Annotated in this window: 18 protein-coding genes and 1 riboswitch; of the genes, 12 read left to right on the top strand and 6 right to left on the bottom strand. The window is 39.4% G+C overall.

Annotated features, from left to right (window positions below; translation table 11 throughout):
• Positions 1 to 55: 55 nt before the first annotated feature.
• Positions 56 to 3,172: a SusC/RagA family TonB-linked outer membrane protein gene (locus PL_RS07730; protein WP_041886105.1), complete on the bottom strand. Its 3,117-nt coding sequence runs from the start codon at positions 3,170 to 3,172 to the stop codon at positions 56 to 58.
• 455 nt (positions 3,173 to 3,627) lie between these two features.
• Here PL_RS07730 and PL_RS07725 point away from each other — a divergent pair, with 455 nt between their 5' ends.
• The 7 genes from PL_RS07725 to PL_RS07695 all read left to right on the top strand — a co-directional run bounded on the left by PL_RS07725 (position 3,628) and on the right by PL_RS07695 (position 11,475).
• Positions 3,628 to 4,266, top strand: coding sequence for a hypothetical protein (locus tag PL_RS07725; RefSeq protein WP_041886107.1), 639 nt, complete (start codon positions 3,628 to 3,630; stop codon positions 4,264 to 4,266).
• Positions 4,267 to 4,302: 36 nt separating this feature from the next.
• On the top strand, positions 4,303 to 5,655 hold the full coding sequence (locus PL_RS07720) for a Gfo/Idh/MocA family protein (RefSeq protein WP_041886109.1): 1,353 nt from the start codon (positions 4,303 to 4,305) through the stop codon (positions 5,653 to 5,655).
• A 74-nt stretch (positions 5,656 to 5,729) separates the two neighbouring features.
• Positions 5,730 to 7,241 carry an alpha-L-fucosidase gene (locus PL_RS07715; RefSeq protein WP_041886110.1) on the top strand — a complete coding sequence of 504 codons (1,512 nt, stop codon included), beginning with the start codon at positions 5,730 to 5,732 and terminating at the stop codon, positions 7,239 to 7,241.
• Between the two features lie 136 nt (positions 7,242 to 7,377).
• Positions 7,378 to 7,442, top strand: a riboswitch (Fluoride riboswitch).
• Positions 7,443 to 7,492: 50 nt separating this feature from the next.
• Positions 7,493 to 8,851, top strand: a complete 1,359-nt coding sequence (locus tag PL_RS07710; protein WP_052496573.1) for a voltage-gated chloride channel family protein — start codon at positions 7,493 to 7,495, stop codon at positions 8,849 to 8,851.
• A 144-nt stretch (positions 8,852 to 8,995) separates the two neighbouring features.
• Positions 8,996 to 10,078 (top strand): c-type cytochrome, encoded by a 1,083-nt coding sequence (locus tag PL_RS07705; RefSeq protein WP_041886113.1) that lies wholly within the window; start codon positions 8,996 to 8,998, stop codon positions 10,076 to 10,078.
• Positions 10,079 to 10,081: 3 nt separating this feature from the next.
• Entirely contained in the window at positions 10,082 to 10,537 is a 456-nt protein-coding gene (locus PL_RS07700) for a DsrE family protein (RefSeq protein ID WP_041886114.1), read from the top strand.
• Positions 10,538 to 10,551: 14 nt separating this feature from the next.
• The gene (locus PL_RS07695) at positions 10,552 to 11,475 is read left to right on the top strand and encodes a molybdate ABC transporter substrate-binding protein (protein ID WP_235324653.1); all 924 of its coding nucleotides are present in this window, start codon (positions 10,552 to 10,554) and stop codon (positions 11,473 to 11,475) included.
• Positions 11,476 to 11,537: 62 nt separating this feature from the next.
• On the opposite strand, the gene PL_RS07690 is transcribed toward PL_RS07695, so the two are convergent.
• The 4 genes from PL_RS07690 to PL_RS07675 form a co-directional block, all read right to left on the bottom strand.
• Positions 11,538 to 12,116: a peroxiredoxin-like family protein gene (locus PL_RS07690; RefSeq protein ID WP_041886118.1), complete on the bottom strand. Its 579-nt coding sequence runs from the start codon at positions 12,114 to 12,116 to the stop codon at positions 11,538 to 11,540.
• Positions 12,117 to 12,216: 100 nt separating this feature from the next.
• Positions 12,217 to 12,534, bottom strand: coding sequence for a hypothetical protein (locus PL_RS07685; protein WP_041886121.1), 318 nt, complete (start codon positions 12,532 to 12,534; stop codon positions 12,217 to 12,219).
• Positions 12,535 to 12,598: 64 nt separating this feature from the next.
• Positions 12,599 to 12,874: a hypothetical protein gene (locus PL_RS07680; RefSeq protein ID WP_041886122.1), complete on the bottom strand. Its 276-nt coding sequence runs from the start codon at positions 12,872 to 12,874 to the stop codon at positions 12,599 to 12,601.
• A 1-nt stretch (position 12,875) separates the two neighbouring features.
• Positions 12,876 to 13,478, bottom strand: coding sequence for a sigma-70 family RNA polymerase sigma factor (locus PL_RS07675; RefSeq protein ID WP_041886123.1), 603 nt, complete (start codon positions 13,476 to 13,478; stop codon positions 12,876 to 12,878).
• Positions 13,479 to 13,685: 207 nt separating this feature from the next.
• Here PL_RS07675 and PL_RS07670 point away from each other — a divergent pair, with 207 nt between their 5' ends.
• Genes PL_RS07670 through PL_RS07660 form a run of 3 tightly spaced genes read left to right on the top strand, consistent with a single transcriptional unit; the run spans position 13,686 to position 15,899 of the window.
• Complete coding sequence (locus tag PL_RS07670; RefSeq protein WP_082036035.1) at positions 13,686 to 14,492, top strand: cytochrome b/b6 domain-containing protein; 807 nt, start codon at positions 13,686 to 13,688, stop codon at positions 14,490 to 14,492.
• Positions 14,473 to 15,261 carry a molybdopterin-dependent oxidoreductase gene (locus tag PL_RS07665; RefSeq protein WP_041886127.1) on the top strand — a complete coding sequence of 263 codons (789 nt, stop codon included), beginning with the start codon at positions 14,473 to 14,475 and terminating at the stop codon, positions 15,259 to 15,261. Before PL_RS07670 ends, PL_RS07665 begins: the two co-directional genes overlap by 20 nt.
• A gap of 41 nt (positions 15,262 to 15,302) precedes the next feature.
• Positions 15,303 to 15,899: an HPP family protein gene (locus PL_RS07660; protein ID WP_041886128.1), complete on the top strand. Its 597-nt coding sequence runs from the start codon at positions 15,303 to 15,305 to the stop codon at positions 15,897 to 15,899.
• Here PL_RS07660 and PL_RS07655 read toward each other — a convergent pair.
• Positions 15,892 to 16,272, bottom strand: a complete 381-nt coding sequence (locus tag PL_RS07655) for a hypothetical protein (protein WP_041886130.1) — start codon at positions 16,270 to 16,272, stop codon at positions 15,892 to 15,894. The two genes, PL_RS07660 and PL_RS07655, sit on opposite strands and share 8 nt — an antisense overlap.
• Positions 16,273 to 16,411: 139 nt before the next feature.
• Between PL_RS07655 and PL_RS07650 the strand changes: the two genes are divergently transcribed.
• Positions 16,412 to 16,984, top strand: coding sequence for a Crp/Fnr family transcriptional regulator (locus tag PL_RS07650; RefSeq protein ID WP_041886133.1), 573 nt, complete (start codon positions 16,412 to 16,414; stop codon positions 16,982 to 16,984).
• Between the two features lie 84 nt (positions 16,985 to 17,068).
• Positions 17,069 to 17,503, top strand: coding sequence for a carboxymuconolactone decarboxylase family protein (locus tag PL_RS07645; RefSeq protein ID WP_041886136.1), 435 nt, complete (start codon positions 17,069 to 17,071; stop codon positions 17,501 to 17,503).
• Positions 17,504 to 17,533 lie beyond the last annotated feature (30 nt).

Genomic DNA, 17,533 nt, shown 5'->3' with positions numbered 1-17,533 from the left:
TAAGATTGTTTTATATCTGTTAATCATTTTTGTAATCTTTAAATCGGGTTTATACTTAAAAACCTATGTTTACTCCAAATAATATCTTTTTACTGATCGGATACTTGGTTCCGCTTACTCCACTGTTATTCGTGTTTGGTTCCAGATCAGAAACCTCCGGATCCATGCCTGAAAATTTAGTCAGAGTAACCAGGTTATCTGCGCTTACATAAACTCTCAGATTGGAAACTTTAAGTTTTTTAAGTACTGCATCTGAGAAATTATAGCCAAGAGTAATGTTTCTCAATCTTAAATAAGATCCGTCTTCCAGAAATCTTGAAGAAGGTTTATTCGATAATTTATTCCCGTTAACTACCGCTTTAGGATGAGTAGCAATATCTCCCGGTTTTTCCCATCTGTTCCATCCATCCTTTAAAGTCATGCTGTTGTACTGTGGATAAGCTCCATCGGCATCAAATACTTCACGGTTGGCATTGTAAATTTTATTCCCGTAAACAAAATTGAAAAATGTATTCAGGCTGAAGTTTTTATAGGTGAATTCGTTACCCATACCGCCAGTGAATTTTGGGGATGAGGTACCTACATATCTTCTTTCTGCTGCATTATAATTATTGGTAGTTGTAGTGGTTCCATCTGCCTTGGTTGTATACCAAAGTGGATCACCATTATTAGGATCAACGCCTGCCCATTCTCTGGTATACCATGAATTCATATCATGCCCTACGGCTATACGCTGATTGTAGAATTTGTCAATCGGTTGATTTTCATATAATTTAGAGACATTGTTTCTGTTGAATCCAATATTAAAACTGGTGTTCCATTTGAATTCGCCTGTAAAGTTTTTGGTATTCAATTCGATATCGATCCCTCTGTTTCTGATTGAACCAATATTCTGTGTTAGCCTGTAAAAGCCGGTTGCACTGGAAAGCGGAACATCAATGATCAGATCTTTATTAGTTCGCTGATAAAGATCAACGCTTAATTCTATTCTGTTCCATAAACCGATATTACCACCAAAATTGATGGTTGTAGGAGTTTCCCAGGTTAAATATGGATTAGGTAAAGCTGAAGGATATCCCCCTGGAATGTTTGCATACTGTACATTAAAGGTATATAAGGCTAATGAAGTATAATCCCCATTTGGCGTATTACCAGTAACACCGTAACTACCACGTAGTTTCAGATTGGTAATAACTTTTGACTGAAAGAATTTCTCATTGGAAATCAACCATCCGCCGGCTACAGAGTAAAATAAACCGAATTTATGATTTGCACCAAATTTGGATGAACCATCGTTACGTAAAGAAACCGTTCCGAAATAGCGGTTATCATAGTTATAATCGGCCATGAAAAGCTCTGAAATAAAGCGGCTTTTTGATTTACCACCTAACAGCGTTTTTGGTGTTGCAGTGGCATCCGGAATTTCAAGACCCGGCTGTATACCGTAACCGGTTGCATCAATATTGTCTACATAGTTCTGCTGATATTCAAAACCTCCGATACCGGTTAAATTATGTTTACCAAAACTATAAGATGCATTGAACAAATTGGAAGTAAGAAAGGAGTTGCCATAGTTGTAAAGATTTCTTAGTTCTCCTGAGTTGGCTTTTCCTGTAGGTGTACGTGCATCAGTCAGAATTTCCTGTCTGGAATTACTGGTTGTATATCTGTTTGAAGTTGTAAAGTTTAACCAGTTATTGATTTTGTATTCAAGCTTTAAGTCGCCTGCAAGTGTCTGTGTTCTTGTATTGTCGACATTGTAATCTTTTAAAAATACAAAGTTCGTTTTATCACGGCCATACCAGTCACTTTCCTGATCTATATATCGAGGAGTTCCGTCAGTGTTGTAGGGATTATCCCAGGGTAAGTTGGTATAAGCCTGGTAAAGCGCACCAGTCTGATCATTTGTTTTTTTACCAAAACCAGCGTTGATTCTGGTAGTGATTTTCAGTCTGTCATTAATCTTGTGGTCAAGATTAACCCTGAAATTTGTGTTATTAATTCCTGTATTGATCAGTGTACCCTGTTCATTGTAATAGTCTGCTCCAATATAGAAATGAGTTTTTTCGTCACCTCCCGAAATATTGATATTCTGACTGTTGGTATAGGCCTGTCTGAATGCCAGGTCTCTCCAGTCTGTGTTGTTGGGAACCGAAGGAAGAATTCCTGATAAATAATCAGCATTGGTTAATGGCAACTGATTCAGTTTCAGGTAATCATCTATTTGTTGTTGAGTTGGATTTGGAGTAGTGGCAGAAAGCTTTTTAATGAAATTTGCTCTTTTTGTATTATAGTCATTCGTGTACATATAAGTACTGTAGTCAAGGAGCTGCTGACCGTTCATCAATTTGAAATTACCCTGAGAAGCAGTATTGATCCCGTATGATCCGCTATAGTTGATTTTTGTCTTACCGCTCTTTCCTTGTTTGGTTGTAATAACAATTACCCCGTTTGCTGCTCTTGAACCATATAGCCCTGTTGCACCCGCATCTTTTAATACAGTGATTGATTCTATATCTCTTGGGTTAGCCGTACCGCCAATTACACCGTCAACAACAGTAAGTGGTTCTGCACCAGCACTGAAAGTACCTGTACCCCTGATACGAATAGTTGGTGTGGCGCCAGGTTGTCCTGAAGAAGAAGAAACGGATACACCAGCCGCTTTTCCCTGTAAAAGGTTAGCTGTACTATTACTGGTCACATCCAATAGTTGTTTAGCCGATACCGTTGAAACAGAACTCACAATCTGTGATTTGCTTTTGGAGGTATAACCTACTACTACAACTTCATCCATCAGTTTGGCATCTGGTTTAAGACTGACGTTGATCACACTTTTTCCGGATAGAGTAACATCCTGTGATTCATATCCGATATAGCTGAATTCTAAAACAACATCGGCAGCTGTCTTTAAGACATATCTGCCATCGCCATTGGTAATAGTACCGTTGGTTGTTTTTTTAACTTTTACAGAGACACCCGGCATTGGTATACCCTGTTCATCTGTAACTTTTCCTGTAACCGGCGATTGCGCAAATGCAATACCTGAACACAGGGTGAGTAATACGATTGTTATTGCTTTGGTTAGTTGAATTAAGGAAAGCTCCCTGAGCTTGCTTAATGAAGGGAAAATCCGGTTTACGACCAGATTCATTGGTGTGTAGATTTTTGTCATGCACTGATAAGGTTAGGACTTGGTTAGTAATCCTTTGAAAAGGTTTTTCCGATAGCTTTTCAGAAGGAATGATTGAAGGTATAAAGCAAACGGGCTGCAAAAGGTATTTACAAAGGCTTAAATCCACGCAAACGTTTGATATGTTTTGGGAATGCGTCTGATAGCTAAAAACAAAAAAAACGGAAAAACCGGATGTATTTTTACTGTATTTATTCCGATGTGATGTTATTCGGGAAAAAAATCACTGATTTTATACCGGGTATCCCTTTTTTAGCCTGTATTTTCAAAAAAACCTCTTTTTAGGAGAAGTTGCATGATTACACAAACCTCATATTTTGTAACAGGCAAACGTTTGCGTAATAATTAACTGCAGCCGCTTCATAGCTTGGAAGGAAAATTTATACCTTGTAATCACTAACAGCAGGTTTAAACAGGCTTTTATACCAAACAATAAAATGGACAGGAGAGAAATATTTAATATTTTTTTTAAGGGAGGTTCAGTAAATGAACCTGTTGTCTTAGCACCGGATCCGGTGCTGGAAACACCTGCGCATTTAAAAACAGATCAGACTATCCCTGTTTGTCAGGAATGGACAGCTATACCGGCAACAGGTCGTTTTAATCCTGAAATTTCCACAGCTTATGCATTTACTGTTACACTGGATCTGGATTATTCTTTAAAGTCAGTTCATCATGATCAGACCATCAATCCTGTACAACTGATCCTGGGAATTAAAAATGAACAACCGGCTTCAATACAGGAAACAGCTGTTAAAGCAGGACTGAATCAGGAAGGATATCTTTTTATCAATAATCTGACTGATCTGAGAATGATATCAAAAGATAAACTGCTGACCGGGGTTCAGCTGGTTTTAACCGTCAGCCCTTTGGGAATGGGAATGACTTTCGCCAAACTGAAAATTATGGACAGGGCAGGACTAACCCTTTCTTCCATCAAGTCAATGCAGTATACTACAGCAGACTGGGCTGGGGAACTCACAGTGACAAATCCTGATTTTAATCTGCTGCGCATTGAAGGCCTGCGCGGCGAAGTTGAAACTATACGTACAGAAGATTACACACAATTGAAATAATCATATAAACTAACCAATTATCCGAACAAAGAAATTATGAACAGACGAGAATTTGTAGCATCAACTACGCTTACTGCAGCTGCGCTGACTATCCTGCCAGAGAAATCACTTTTTGCCAATTATGCTGGAGAGAAAGTGAAAATTGCAATGATGGGCGTTGGTCTGCGGGGGCAAAATCACCTTGCTTTACTTTTAAAGAGAGATGACGTTGAATTAGTCGCTATTTGTGATGTTGATTCAAGAATGCTTGACATGGCTAAAGCTATGATCACTAAAAGCGGTAAACCAATGCCAAAAATCTTTACTGGTGATAACAACGCATGGAAAAAGATGCTTCAGTTAAAAGATTTGAAGTCTGTTTTGATTGCTACACCATGGGAATGGCATAAAGCAATGATCATTGGATCTATTGAAGCAGGTGTAAAATATGTAGCTACAGAAGTGATGCTGGGTATTACGCTTCAGGATCACTGGGATGTGGTTCATGCAGCAGAAAAGCATGATGCCCACGTGATGATGCTGGAAAATGTTTGCTACAGAAGAGACGTACTTGCTGTTTTAAATATGGTAAGACAGGGTATTTTCGGAGAGATCATTCACTTACAGGGTGGTTATCAGCATGACCTGAGAGAAGTGAAATTTAATGATGGGATTAAACCTTATGGTGGTGGTGTAGAATTTAATGAAAAAGGATTCTCAGAAGCCAGATGGAGAACCAATCACTCTGTGCATCGTAATGGTGAGTTATATCCTACGCATGGTATTGGCCCTGTTGCACAGTGTATCAATATCAACAGGGGAAACAAGTTTCTTAAATTGAATTCGTTTGCTACAAAATCCAGAGGATTGCATAAATATGTAGTAGATCATGGTGGTGAAAATCATCCGAATGCAAAAGTGAATTTCAGATTGGGTGACATCGTAACCACAACCATTGACTGCGCAAATGGAGAGACGATTATTCTGCAGCATGATACCAATTCTCCGAGACCATATTCTTTAGGTTTCCGTGTTCAGGGAACTAATGGTTTATGGATGGATATCAACAACAGTGTTTATGTAGAGGGAGTTAGTAAACCACACAGATGGGATAGTGCAAAAGAGTGGTTAGAGAAATATGATCATCCGCTATGGAAAAAATACAGTAGTGATGCAGAAGGTGCAGGTCACGGTGGAATGGACTTCTTTGTATTACATGCTTTCATTGAATCTGTGAAACGCGGAACGGCTACACCTCTGGATGTTTATGATGCAGCTGCATGGAGTGCAATTACGCCTTTGAGCGAGCAATCTATAGAATTAGGTAACGAAACTATTGATTTTCCTGATTTTACCGGCGGACAATGGATGAACAGAAAACCTGTCTTTGCTTTAAATGACGATTACTAAAAACCAATAAAACCTTAATAAATAACAAACCGGTCATCTTTCACTGACCGGTTTTGTTTTATCAGCGGATGTCCATGAAAACAAAATATAATAGTTTATTACTACTGGCTTTGAGCTTGAGCACGATGACTTATGCGCAGAAAAAGCAGAATTATGTAACGATTAGTGTAACGGATTCTGAACAGGATATTGTACGTAAAGCAGCAAATTTAACGCCTTCGGCAAGACAGTTGCGCTGGCAGGAACTTGAACTTACAGGTTTTCTGCATTTCGGGATGAATACCTTTACTGACAGGGAATGGGGAGATGGAAAAGAGGACCCGCAGTTATTTAACCCGACTGCTCTGGATGCAGCACAATGGGTACGCACCTGTAAAGAAGCAGGCATTAAACAGGTAATTATAACGGCAAAACATCATGATGGATTTTGTCTGTGGCCAAGTAAGTATACGGAACATTCTGTGAAAAACAGTCCATGGAAAAATGGTAAGGGAGACGTGGTTAAGGAAATTGCTGAAGCCTGTCATCAGCAGGGAGTGGGTTTTGGTGTTTATCTTTCTCCATGGGACAGAAATAATCCGGATTACGGGGATACTGAAAAATACAATACTTATTTTCTGAACCAGCTGACTGAACTGTTAAGTAATTATGGTAAGGTTGATGAAGTATGGTTTGATGGTGCTAATGGTGAAGGCCCGAATGGTAAAAAACCAGTTTATCAGTTTGATGCCTGGTATAGTCTGATCCGTAAATTACAACCAGGGGCTGTAATTGCTGTAATGGGGCCGGATGTGCGCTGGGTAGGAACGGAGAGTGGTTACGGTCGTCTAACGGAATGGAGTACTGTTCCAATGAACGGGCTGGCTAATGAAAGTATAGCGGACAATTCACAAAAGGATATGACTTTTGCGCCAAAGGGAGATATGACCGGTGATGATCTTGGCGGACGTCAGGTCATCAGTAAAGCGAAGACACTGGTCTGGTATCCGAGTGAAACGGATGTCTCTATTCGTCCGGGGTGGTTTTATCATGATACTGAAGACCTGAAAGTGAAGTCACCGGAAAAGTTAACTGATATTTATTACAGCTCTGTGGGGCGTAATTCGGTTTTACTGCTCAATATTCCTCCGGATAAAAGAGGACTGATCAATGAACATGATCAGAAAAACCTGAGGGAATGGAAAAGTGTGATAGACCGGACTTTTAAAAATAACCTGGCAAAGGGAGCTAAAATCATATCTTCAAATGGGGTGAATGCTGCTGCACTGCTGAATGGAAGTTTCAGGAATTACTGGACAACCAGGGGTAAAGATACTGCTGCAGTCCTGGAACTAACACTCTCAAAACCTCAGACTTTTGATGTATTGCTATTGAAAGAAAATATTACCGTTGGTCAGCGGATTGAACAATTTGATCTGGAATATTTTGATGGTAAAACCTGGGCCGTGCTTACTGAAGGAACTACGGTAGGGGCAAAACGATTAATACGTTTTAAACCGGTTACTGCACAAAAGGTGAGGCTGAAGGTCAAGGCTTCGAGATTAAATCCAACTTTAACAGCTTTTGGCTTATACAAACAACCTTAATTGCCGGTAATTAACAGATGCTGAGAACGGTTTTTCGTTTACAGCATCTGTTAAAGTAATGGCTGATTTGGGAATAAGCAGCTTCAATAAGAATCAAGATCAATTAATTTGTTATTACTAAGTACATTCCTATATTTGTGTACACGGAAATGGTGTCTTCCGACTTAACCGCCCTAAAAAGCTGATGGCGCCTGCAAAAATTAAGCTGATGAGCAATACAGTTCATTGGACTAAACTATTTGTAGGTATATATGAGAACTTTTAACCATCTGATCCGCTGGACTCTTTTAATTCTTCCTGTTGCAATTACCATTGGTACTGCGGTCGCCCTTTTTCTATGGCTGCTGTCTGCCGCAATACATTTACGTTTTCAGTATAAATGGCTGCTTTTTTTATTGCCTCTGGCAGGAATTCTGATTCATCTGATTTATCAGTCGGTAGGAAAGTCTTCTGAAAAAGGAAATAATCTGATCATGGACGAGATTCATGAAACCGGCGGCGGAGTACCCTGGACTATGGCACCAGTCATTCTGATCACGACGATCATCACACATCTTTTTGGAGGTTCTGCAGGCAGAGAGGGGACGGCGGTACAAATTGGAGGCAGTATTGCCGCTATGTTCGGGAAATGGTTTAAGCTGAATGAACAGGATACCAAAATGGTCCTGACCGCAGGTATTGCCGCTGGATTCGGAGCTGTTTTCGGAACTCCGGTTACCGGAGCTATATTTGCGCTGGAAGTCCTGACGCTGGGAAGGATTAAATATGACGCGCTGTTTCCTGCATTGATTGCCAGTGTAATCGGCGATCTTACTGTTTCAGCATGGCAAATTCATCATACGGCCTATCATATTACGGTTTTACCTCAGACACCCTATTTTCTGTCGGATTATCTTCCGGTTGATCTTTTACTTTTGAGTAAGGTTATTGCTGCATCTGCAGTGTTCGGACTGGCCAGTTATCTGTTCTCGGTCACTGTACATCAGGTTAAAAATGTATTTTCCAGGCTGTTTAAAATAAGCTGGATGATTCCGCTGGCCGGCGGACTGCTGATTATAGGATTGACTTATCTCATTGGTAAACCTGATTATTTAAGTTTAGGGGTTGATGCAGAATATCCCGGAGCAATTACAATTCCTTCCGCATTTGTCCAGGGCGGAGCTGATACCTGGAGCTGGCTCTGGAAAACAGTCTACACCACCTTAACTTTAGGAACCGGATTTAAGGGTGGAGAAGTTACGCCTTTGTTTTACATCGGTGCCACTTTAGGTAATACACTTTCAGGATTAATGAATGCACCTGTAAGCTTATTTGCAGCTTTAGGCTTTATCGCAGTTTTTGCCGGGGCAACCAATACCCCGCTGGCCTGTACCATGATGGGAATCGAATTATTTGGCAGTGAGTATACCTTGTTTTTTGCTGTTGCCTGTTTTACAGCCTATTTCTTTAGCGGACGTTCAGGTATATACAGTGCACAAAGGATTGCTGTTCCCAAAATATTTGATAATCATTCGTTTAACGAAAATTCTGGTGTTACTGGCCGGGAAAGTTTAAAAGTTTTTTTATATCGTAAGATATCGGTCTGTAAAAGATTCCGCGGACAAAAGTAACAAAATCATTATAAATATTTCTTTATTGGATTAAGCAAGGTATTATACGGATATTACTTCAAGTTATCCGTGATTACTTTTTGTGCTTATGAACCTCTCGCCATTAACCTCATCTTTGATATATGAAGAAATATTTTTAATTTTATGTCAAAGAATAATCTGAATGAAACGGATCAGATACTGGTTCATACTGCGCGCTCAATTACCATAATCGTCCTGCTTTTTATGATTTGTATTGCGATTCTAATGAGTACTTTTATCTGGAACGATACAGACAAAAATGACCAGCGTAAGTTAGCAGAACAGACTTCACCCTTTGCATCGAAGCTAAACGAAATCATAGTCCCTGTACCGGGTAATATTACCGTACAGGAATGGAAAGCTCCTTATGAAGCGACTATACCAGCGGGAGAAAAAGGACAGATGATTAGTTACGGGAAAGAGCTGATTGCCAATACCGCTAAATATTTTGGCCCTGGCGGGTCAATAGCTGCAATTACGAATGGAATGAATTGCCAGAACTGTCACTTACAAGCGGGAACAAAAATGTTTGCCAATAATTATGCAGTATTTTTTACCAGTTATCCCAAAAAAAGTAACAGATCTGGTCTTGTGGTTCCTGCATCAAACCGGATTGCAGAATGTTTTGAACGTAGTCTGGCAGGCACAGTACCCGATCCATCAGGCAAAGAAGTACAGGCAATGCTTGCTTATTTAAAATGGGTAGGATCAGGTTTGAAAAAGGGGGAGAAGGTCCCGGGGACTGCCTTTGAGCGGTTAGCTTATCTGAACCGTCCTGCAGATCCGCAGCGGGGAAAGCTCATTTATGCTTCAAAATGTGTTTCCTGTCATGGCAGCGAGGGCGAGGGGGTACTTTCCGCTGATCAAAAAACTTATGTATATCCGCCTTTATGGGGAGAACACAGTTATAATGATGCCGCCGGGATGTACAGACTGAGTAATTTTTCAGGTTTTGTGAAAAACAATATGCCATTCGGAGCCACTTATAAAAATCCTCAGCTGAGTAATGAAGAATCTTGGGATCTGGCTGCTTTTGTAAATTCCAGACCCAGAAAGCATAAGGATCAGCATAAAGATTATCCTGATCTGAGTAAAAAACCAATTGATGCGCCTTTTGGTCCCTATGCTGACCAGTTTACTGAAGTTCAGCATAAATACGGTCCTTTTAAGCCAATAACAGACTATTATAAATCCTACAAAAAATAAATTATGAAATCTACAATCTTTATTTGCGGCCTGCTTTTAATCATGGCTGGTACAACGACAGGTTTTGCACAGACAAAACCGCAGGAATTTACGGGAGCAAAAGCAACGTTGAAAAACTATAAGGCACTTTACGTTTTGAATAGTGGGGATGAAAAGAAAATGACTGGTACACTCAGAAATATGAAAAATGCTTTGGAGGATCCCCGTCTGAAAGGCAAATTAGAGCTGGAGCTGATTGTTTTTGGTGATGGTGTAGCTGTATATGATAAAAACGGAGCATTTGAAAAAACATTAAGAGACCTACAGGCCAGAGGAGTTTTGCTGGCTCAATGTGAAAATACGATCAGGGAAAGACATATAGAGAAAAGCGCATTGTTTGATTTTATCAGTTATGTACCTAGTGGTAACGGTGAGATTATCATCCGTGGATATCAGGGATGGGCAGTTGTACATCCTTAAATTAAATGTTGAATATGATGAAGAAATTGAACAGCTTATTTTTAGCCGTAATGGTAATGGCTTTGTTTTCAGCAAAGGCCTTTGCCCAGGAATATCATTTTGATCCGCCCTGGAATATACCTCCTGAAAGTGACGTGCAATTTACAGTCCCGGGAGTGGATAATGTACCCGACTTATTTGGTGATATTAATGATCCTCAGCTGGTCGTGTTCTTTGCCGGTAATCAGTTTATGGTGATTGATGAGCTGATAGGTGCATTCAAAAAAGCACATCCTGAATATCAGCGTGTATTTGCAGAAACTCTTCCTCCGGGAATTCTGGCTAAACAGATAGCCACGGGAAGTATAGTAATCGGAAATCTGCGGATTACCTTAAAACCTGATGTTTATACAGCGGGTAAGACCAGAATCGAACAGACACCTGAATGGTTTAGCAGAACTGCTTTATATGCCAGAAATAAACTGGCTATTCTGGTACAGAAAGGTAATCCTGAAAAGGTAAAGGGGCTTGCTGATCTTGGCCAGATTAAACTGAGAATAAGCATGCCTAATCCTGAGTTTGAAGGGATAGGTAAACGCATCGAAGAGGCCTATATTAAAGCTGGGGGAGAGCGGTTGAAAAAGACAGTGATGGAAAATAAATTGAAAGACAAAACCACCTTCCTGACACAGATTCATCATCGCCAGTCTCCAATGCGTATTTTGTACAAGCAGAGTGATGCTGCACCTGTCTGGTACAGTGAGGCTTATTATCAGAAAATGATAGGGCACCCTGTAGAACTGATTGAAATTCCGGAGAAGGAAAATATTCATGCACAGTATTTTGCCGGGCAGCTTAAAAATGCCCCGCATCCGGCAGCTGCCAAAGATTTTATGGACTTTCTGGTCAGTGCTGAAGCAAATGCTATTTACAAAAAGTTTGGCTTTGATCTGCCTTAATACCAGATTTAGCTTAAAGACCAGGGCTGTTTTAATGTTTTGTTAAAACAGCCCTGGATAACTTAAAGGTGTTTAAGTAAAGAAGCTACGGAGGCTCTTTTTTTATAATCTTTGTCAAAATGTACAAAAGTAATTTTTCCTGTATGGTCAATGATATAAGTTGCCGGAACCGGAAGTACGTGATCTGAATTTCCATTATTTTTATTCAGGTCTACTCCATATCCTTTATATTTTGTTACCAGACCTTCATCCATCACAAATTTCACATCATACGCATCCATAATTTTATAACCCTTATCTTGTATCATAGAAAAGGAAGCATGTGTTTTCTCTATAGTTTTGTTAATGTTTTCTCCGGTTTCTGGTGTAACACCTACAACATAGGCTCCTTTGGCAGTTAGCAGCTGCAAAGAGTCCTGTAATTGTTTGATATGTAAATTACAATACGGACACCACTGGCCGCGGTAGAAAAACAGCACTACAGCTTTATGTGATTTTAAAAGCTGATTCAGACTGATGGATTTTCCTGTATTATCTTTTGCTGTAAAAGATGGGGCCTTTGTGCCTTCTTTAAGACCATTTTGTGCCGCTACTGTCAGTGTAAAGAGCAATCCGATAGCTATAAGTACTAGTTTTTTCATTTTATGTTTGTCCGGGGTTTTAAAATTGAACTTCCGTCATCAGACGGCTTTTTAAAGCGTGAGCTTTTTGAAGAAATAGCCCACGCTTTCAATAGTGATTTTACATTTTACCGCTAGAATCCTTTGCCATTTTTGTAGGGGTCATTTTATTCATCTTTTTTGAACTCATTTTACTGCCTGACATTTTACTGCCTGACATTTTTGAAGGAGCCATCTTATCCATTTTCTTTGCACTCACCTTATTGCCCGACATCCTGGACGGAGCCATTTTACTCATTTTATGACCCGCCATTTTTGTCGTGTCTTTTTGCTGTGGATTTTCAGCTGCTATAGCTGAAGTACTTAACACAAAACTGAATGCAATTACTGCAGCCAATACACTTTTAGTGAATGTTGATTTGAAATTTTGAGTTTTCATATATTTAAGATTTGTTTTGTTTCTCCCTTTAGTCGTAAGGTCTGGAAGAACCTTACAATAAATTTTAATTTTTATCCAATTGTTCTTCTATACGTTCCTGTAATTTCTTTTTGTAATCGTCATCCAGCCTGATATCTTTATGTACAGCTGAATGAAATAGCTCATGCACCATTTTGTTTATTCCGATACTCTGTTTTTGAAATAATCTGCAGAAAGAACAGCCGGTGAGGTGAATACGGAGTTCTACTTTTTCTCTTAAAGTCAATGCAGTAATCTGCTTCTTTTCAATTAAAAAAGTAGCTTTTCTGCAGTTATATATAATATTTTTCAGCTCATTCATATTAGATCCAGTTTTTCTGGAGACAAGCTCTCAGATTGAGTTTAGCACGGTGAATAATTACCCAGAAGTTTGAGGGAGTAACTTTCAGTTCAGCACAAATCAGATCGGTAGATTCATCATCCATGTGTTTCATCGTGAAAACTGATAACCATAACGCAGGAAGCTTTTCCATACATCTTTTTAAAATAGCATTAAGTTCTTTATTCATTAGCGGATCCTTATCCTCTATTCCAAATGCCCGGGGCTGGTGTGCTTTGCTCCAGTGCCCGTCATTGGCATCAAAGAAATCCTGATCCTGCTGTACCGTATTTAAATCAATTGTATTTTTCCCTGGTCCTGATGATTTTTTGCGGTAAACATCAATCACTTTATTTTTTAAAATAGAAGTAAGCCAGGTGCGTTCTGAGCTTCTTCCTTCAAATTTATCTATACGTTCCAATGCTGCCAGAAAAGTCTCCTGAACAAGATCTCTTGCCAGTTCTTCATCGTTAATCCGGGTAACTGCATATTTATACAAATAATCTGCATGATTTTCCACCCAATGATGTGGGTCAATGGCAATAGCTTCTGCCTGAGGTGTTTCCGTGCTTTTGTGAATTGACATTTGATCGAATAAAATAGAATAGTCGTAATTCCACGTATTCCTTACAAATTATTTAAATTTATTGTAAGGATTCTTTCTCTCCATCGACAAACAGGTAAATCTTAATTAAAAATAACAAAATGAATGCAATGTTTTTTCTTTTGGTTTGCCTGATTCCCGGAACCACTTAATTAAACGTAGTTATCTGCACATAATTATTCTATAAAAATGAAAGTCATTCATGAAAAACATCCTTTAGCAATACGCTGGACTCATTGGGTTAATTTTCCGATGCTGATGATCATGATCTGGAGTGGTCTGCTGATTTACTGGGCCAATGACGTCTATTCGGTGACCTTTTTTGGTTATACTTTTATACATTTCTTTCCGGAATGGTTTTATCAGTGGCTACATGTCCCGCAACGTCTTGCAGAGGGAATGGCTTTTCATTTTCTGTTCATGTGGTTCTTTACTTTGAATGGGATTTTTTATGTGTTCTATACGCTGATTTCAGGCGAATGGAGACTTTTATTACCTAACCGTCATTCATTCAGGGAAGCCTGGCAGGTGCTTTTACACGATTTGCATATCAGGAAAATGATTCCGCCACAAAAAAAATATAACGCTGCTCAGCGAATTGCATATACGGCTATTATTGTGATGGGTTTTGGTTCTGTGATTACCGGGCTGGCTATCTATAAACCGGTTCAGTTGTATTGGCTGAGCTGGTTATGCGGTGGTTATCATCTGGCAAGGATTTTTCACTTTGCACTCACTGTAGGGTATGTGTTATTTTTTATGATTCATATTGTGCAGGTTATACTAGCCGGTTGGAATAATTTCAGGGCTATAGTTTCAGGTTTCGAGGTCAGGGAAGTACAGGTTGTCATTGAACATGTGGAAATACCCGCTATTGTTAATCCGGAAATATTACCGAATGCTAAAGACGCTAAAAAAGGAAAACCTATACGGCAAAAAAGTAAAATACCAGCAAATCTAAAACCTAAAAAAGCAGATGGAAAAAAAGACCAATAGTGCTGAACTCCGGGAGCTGGCCACTGAGAAGAAAATTAAACGGCGTAACTTTATATCCTTTGCTACTTTTTTTATTGGTGGCGGGGCTGCTTTTGGCGGATGGAAATGGCTTTATAACTCACCGGAAGAAACTGCCGGAGTTACAGCAGGGGCAAGGAGGCCTCTAAGAAGAGCACTTAACAAAACAGAGTTATTTTTCAGGAGGATCTTTAGCAATGAACATGAGGTTAAAACTTATCCAAAGGAGCGCGCTGCAAAAAATGTCAGAGTGAACAGTGATATTGGTATGAATAACGATAATTTTAATGCAGAAGACTGGAAGTTATCGGTGGTGAAAAGCCGGGATAATACACTGAAAGTTGATATTAAAGAGATCAGGTCTCTGCCTAAAACAGAGATTGTATATGATTTTAAATGTGTGGAAGGGTGGGACCAGATACAACACTGGGCTGGTGTTCGTTTTATTGATTTTATCGAACATTATCAGTTACTGGAACAGGCAGGGATGGAATATGTAGGTATGGAGACACCTGACGGAGCATATTATGTCGGGCTGGATATGGAAAGTGCATTACATCCGCAGACTATACTGGCCTACGAAATGAATGATCAGCCTATAACGGATGTACATGGTGCGCCACTCAGGCTGATCGTTCCGGTTAAATATGGAATTAAAAATCTGAAAAGAATAGGTTCGATCAGTTTTAGTAACCAGCGGCCACGGGACTACTGGGCCGAACAGGGTTATGATTATTACTCCGGTCTTTAATTGTTCTTGTCAAACAAAGCCCTATTTTTGCCGCAGATTATATGAGACATAAAATAAGAAGGCACGTCAGAAAAGCAAAATATATCTTTTACAAAGAAACCCTGATAGATTTCAGAGAACATATGTGGACCTTTTTTGGTGCATTTCTGGGTATAGGTATTATAGGTTTTCTGAACAGTAAATATTTCACCGCTTATGAAAACCTTTTTATGATTGGTTCTTTCGGAGCTTCATCGGTCTTGATTTATGGAATTATCAATAGCCCGTTAGCACAACCAAGAAATTTAATCGGCGGACACGTGCTTTCGGCAATAGTAGGAGTAACGATGCATAAATTAATTCCCGGCGAAGTCTGGTTAAGTTCGGCTCTTGCAGTTTCACTCTCTATTGTAGTGATGCAGATTACCAAAACACTTCATCCGCCGGGTGGCGCAACCGCACTCATTGCAACAACAGGCACAGCCAAGATTAATTCTCTGGGTTATTTCTATGTTTTAAGCCCGATATTTACCGGAGTACTGATTTTATTTATTGTGGCTGTAATCTGTAATAATGCAACTCCGCACCGCAGGTATCCCTCCAATAAAAACTGGTATAAACTCTGGAAAGGCAAACATCGAAACCCAAAGGCTAATTGAGAATTTGTCTCAGATCCTCATTGATTTTTTTAACATGCTGAAGTGCAGCTTTACTGTTTTTTAATTTGTCGAATGTCAATTTAAATTCTCCCGGCGTGGATTGAACCAGGAAATTGGTCTTGTCGGCCATGGTAATGCTGATCTCCGAAGGATGTTCAGGTGTGAAAATCGCATCCTGACCTATAAATCCGGTAAGATAATGCTCAACAGTATCCGTTTTGTCTTTATCATAAGTGATAGCTAACTGATATTTTTCCGGAGTTTCTTTGACGATGACTGAACGATCCCCGGGAAAATTTTTACATCCGCTATAAATAAAGACAAAACTTAACAGGATGGCCAGGGTTTTTGCTGTAAAAGGTTTGGTATTCATATGATTAGTTTTTATGGTTTGACAGGTTTTCTAAAGGTTTAGACTACAGTTTGTTGTAAATGTTGCAATCACAAATAGATTAATCTTATTTGTGCCCGTTAATCTTGTTTAAACTGTTAATGATTATTATTGTAGTCAAATGTATCAGGAACTTTTAGACCACATCCGGAAATATGTACAACTGGAACCGCAGGAAGAGCAGCTTCTGTGTGATAAGCTTGAACTTAAAAAACTGAAAAGGAAAGAATTTCTGCTTGAACCCGGCAAGTTGTGTAAGGGAAATTACTTTGTAGTCAAAGGTTGTTTGCGTCAGTTTTTTATCAACAGGAAACTTAATGAGCAGATTATTCATTTTGGTATTGAGAACTGGTGGATTGCCGATCATGATAGTTTATTAAACCATCAGCCCGCCACCTGTTATATTCAGGCTATAGAAGAAGCTGAATTACTCTTGTTAAATGAGAAAGACACTGTGATGCTTTTCAAAGAGGTTCCGGCTTTGGAAACTTATTTCAGAATCATGATGCAGAAATCATTTGTGGCTGCTCAGCGTAGAATAGGATTTATCTTTAACCAGACGGAAGAGGAGCGGTACAGACATTTTTCCAAATTGTTCCCGGATTTTGTACAGCGGGTTCCTCAATATATGCTCGCCTCATATCTGGGTTTTACCCCGCAGTTTTTAAGTCGCTTAAGAGCCAGGAAAGATTAAAATTCCAGGTCGTATTTTCTTAACTGCGGTTCATTGTTCTGAGCCTTGTTATTACCGAAGTTTGTGAGAACAAAAAGAAAAAAGATGAGCAACAGAATTAAGATCAACAAAGTAAAACCAGTAGCATATAATGCGATGCTGGCTTTGGAAAAATATATTGAAAGTACTGGTTTGACCACCAGACATAAAGACCTGATTAAAATCAGAGCTTCTCAGATTAACGGCTGCGCTTTCTGTATCAACATGCATACTTTAGATGCCCGTAAAGATGGAGAAACAGAACAACGGATCTATGCGCTTTCTGCATGGCGCGATACCCCGTTTTTTGACGAGCAGGAACGTGCAATACTGGCGCTTACTGAAGAAGTGACTTTAATCAGTATCCACGTATCTGATACAACCTATAAGAATGCGGCAGATCTTTTTGATGAGGCTTATCTGGCTGATATTATTATGGCTATTATTACCATTAATGCCTGGAACAGAATTGGAATTACTACGGAATTGGAACCCGTATAACAAATCATAAAAAAGTGGATTGCCATAGGC

Source organism: Pedobacter lusitanus (assembly GCF_040026395.1).
GTDB classification, from domain to species: domain Bacteria; phylum Bacteroidota; class Bacteroidia; order Sphingobacteriales; family Sphingobacteriaceae; genus Pedobacter; species Pedobacter lusitanus.
This window is presented reverse-complemented; position numbering and strand designations above follow the sequence as displayed.

Excerpts from the sequence above, each read along its gene's own strand:
- PL_RS07730 (WP_041886105.1), bottom strand. The coding sequence starts at position 3,172 with ATGACAAAAATCTACACACCAATGAATCTGGTCGTAAACCGGATTTTC.
- PL_RS07725 (WP_041886107.1), top strand. The coding sequence starts at position 3,628 with ATGGACAGGAGAGAAATATTTAATATTTTTTTTAAGGGAGGTTCAGTA.
- PL_RS07720 (WP_041886109.1), top strand. The coding sequence starts at position 4,303 with ATGAACAGACGAGAATTTGTAGCATCAACTACGCTTACTGCAGCTGCG.
- PL_RS07715 (WP_041886110.1), top strand. The coding sequence starts at position 5,730 with ATGAAAACAAAATATAATAGTTTATTACTACTGGCTTTGAGCTTGAGC.
- PL_RS07710 (WP_052496573.1), top strand. The coding sequence starts at position 7,493 with ATGAGAACTTTTAACCATCTGATCCGCTGGACTCTTTTAATTCTTCCT.
- PL_RS07705 (WP_041886113.1), top strand. The coding sequence starts at position 8,996 with ATGTCAAAGAATAATCTGAATGAAACGGATCAGATACTGGTTCATACT.
- PL_RS07700 (WP_041886114.1), top strand. The coding sequence starts at position 10,082 with ATGAAATCTACAATCTTTATTTGCGGCCTGCTTTTAATCATGGCTGGT.
- PL_RS07695 (WP_235324653.1), top strand. The coding sequence starts at position 10,552 with ATGATGAAGAAATTGAACAGCTTATTTTTAGCCGTAATGGTAATGGCT.
- PL_RS07690 (WP_041886118.1), bottom strand. The coding sequence starts at position 12,116 with ATGAAAAAACTAGTACTTATAGCTATCGGATTGCTCTTTACACTGACA.
- PL_RS07685 (WP_041886121.1), bottom strand. The coding sequence starts at position 12,534 with ATGAAAACTCAAAATTTCAAATCAACATTCACTAAAAGTGTATTGGCT.
- PL_RS07680 (WP_041886122.1), bottom strand. The coding sequence starts at position 12,874 with ATGAATGAGCTGAAAAATATTATATATAACTGCAGAAAAGCTACTTTT.
- PL_RS07675 (WP_041886123.1), bottom strand. The coding sequence starts at position 13,478 with ATGTCAATTCACAAAAGCACGGAAACACCTCAGGCAGAAGCTATTGCC.
- PL_RS07670 (WP_082036035.1), top strand. The coding sequence starts at position 13,686 with ATGAAAGTCATTCATGAAAAACATCCTTTAGCAATACGCTGGACTCAT.
- PL_RS07665 (WP_041886127.1), top strand. The coding sequence starts at position 14,473 with ATGGAAAAAAAGACCAATAGTGCTGAACTCCGGGAGCTGGCCACTGAG.
- PL_RS07660 (WP_041886128.1), top strand. The coding sequence starts at position 15,303 with ATGAGACATAAAATAAGAAGGCACGTCAGAAAAGCAAAATATATCTTT.
- PL_RS07655 (WP_041886130.1), bottom strand. The coding sequence starts at position 16,272 with ATGAATACCAAACCTTTTACAGCAAAAACCCTGGCCATCCTGTTAAGT.
- PL_RS07650 (WP_041886133.1), top strand. The coding sequence starts at position 16,412 with ATGTATCAGGAACTTTTAGACCACATCCGGAAATATGTACAACTGGAA.
- PL_RS07645 (WP_041886136.1), top strand. The coding sequence starts at position 17,069 with ATGAGCAACAGAATTAAGATCAACAAAGTAAAACCAGTAGCATATAAT.